This is a genomic window from Huijunlia imazamoxiresistens, from assembly GCF_037132455.1.
GTDB classification, from domain to species: domain Bacteria; phylum Bacteroidota; class Bacteroidia; order Chitinophagales; family Chitinophagaceae; genus Flavisolibacter; species Flavisolibacter imazamoxiresistens.
Genome location: NZ_JBBBEI010000085.1, coordinates 1 through 1,531 on the forward strand (window position 1 = coordinate 1; position 1,531 = coordinate 1,531).

Consider the following 1,531-nt stretch of genomic DNA (forward strand, 5'->3'; position numbering starts at 1 on the left):
GGCTACCGTTAGGACACATTAAAGGCTGAGCCTGGTTTGAAGAATGCAAGCAATGAAGATGGTTGCAAGAATAGAATAACTTGCAAGAAAGGCCGGTATGGAAAGTATAAGTCACCGGGAAAACTATATGGGTAAGTTTGGAGATAAGCGCCTGGATAAGCGAGCTGCTCAATTATCAGCCCTGTTGTTTTTTGGCGGCTCCAGCAGTATTCATGGCATTACCACTGCCGAGGCGGAACAAAAGGGGGCCTATCGCTTTTTGAGCAATTTCAGAGCTGAGGAGGACATTATAATAAAGGCTGTAAAAGAAAGAAGCAGCTACCTGTGCAAAGGCCGGGAGGTGCTGGTGATCCAGGATAGCAGTGAGATCAATGTGGAAAACCATCACAATCGCCTGGTTCCTGACAGCGGTATCGGGCCCACAGGCAATAATAAAGATATAGGCTTTTTCCTGCATACTTCTTTGGTATTGGATGCCCATAAAAAAACCGCCCTGGGCTTTTCCGACATCCAACTCTGGCACCGGGCACAAGACAAGGAAAACAAAGCGCAAAGGGGTTATAAAAATCAGCCCATGGAGGAAAAGGAATCCAATAAATGGATAAAGGCCTGCAGGGAAAGCCAAACTCATTTGGCCGGGGCACAAAGCCTCACCTTTATTGAAGACCGCGAAGGCGATATCTATGAGCAGTTTGCCACTATACCCGATGAACGTACGCATTTGCTGGTGCGCAGCCGCGATAACCGGAAGCTCGCCAGCGGAGAGCGGCTTTTTGACTACCTGGCGGCACAACCCCTTGCCGGCACCTATGAGGTAGAGATCGTAGGCGACATTCGCAAAGGGGTGGAAAGCCGCCGGGCGCAGGTGGAAGTGAGGTTTTGTAAAGCAGCCCTTTGCAAACCCCGTAACTGCAAGGATGCCACCCTTGCCAGGGAGGTGGAACTCTGGGCTGTGGAAGCACGTGAAGTCAAAGCCGAAGGGGTGGTAAATACCATTGCGTGGCGGCTGCTGACTACCCACAGGGTGGAAAGTTATGAGCAGGCCATAGCCATTATTGGTAATTACCGGCTGCGCTGGTACATAGAGCAGTTGTATCGGCTGATCAAAACCAAAGGCTTTCACATTGAGTCTTCAGAGTTGGAATTAGGCTGGGCCATCAGAAAGTTAACCGTCATGGTACTGAATGCCGGTTTAAGGGTGATGCAACTGCTGCTGGCCTACAGAAGCCAGGAAAGTCAGGCCATAAAAGAGGTCTTTGATGAAGGTGAAATAAAGTGTCTGAAGGCCGTGAATGCAACCTTACAGGGAGAGAGTGAAAAGAGCTGCAATCACAATGATGCCCAAAAGCTATGCTGGGCTACTTGGATCATTGCCCGGTTGGGAGGATGGAAAAACTACAACAGCAAACGTCCACCTGGTCCTATTGTGTTAAAAAAAGGCCTGGACAAGTTTATGGCCATCTATGAAGGATGGAAACTTGCCCAGGAAGCCCTTAACCGGGCTGGGCCTTAAATGTGTCCTAACGGTAGC

At 49.6% G+C, this 1,531-nt stretch carries 1 protein-coding gene; it reads left to right on the forward strand.

The annotated features are described in order from the left end of the window. The first annotated feature begins 127 nt into the window (after positions 1-127). Positions 128-1,513: an IS4 family transposase gene (locus V9K67_RS26960; protein ID WP_336728226.1), complete on the forward strand. Its 1,386-nt coding sequence runs from the start codon at positions 128-130 to the stop codon at positions 1,511-1,513. The last annotated feature ends 18 nt before the right edge of the window (positions 1,514-1,531 follow it).

Bases quoted from the DNA above. Each gene is read 5' to 3' on its own strand.
- V9K67_RS26960 (WP_336728226.1), top strand. From the start codon at position 128: ATGGGTAAGTTTGGAGATAAGCGCCTGGATAAGCGAGCTGCTCAATTA.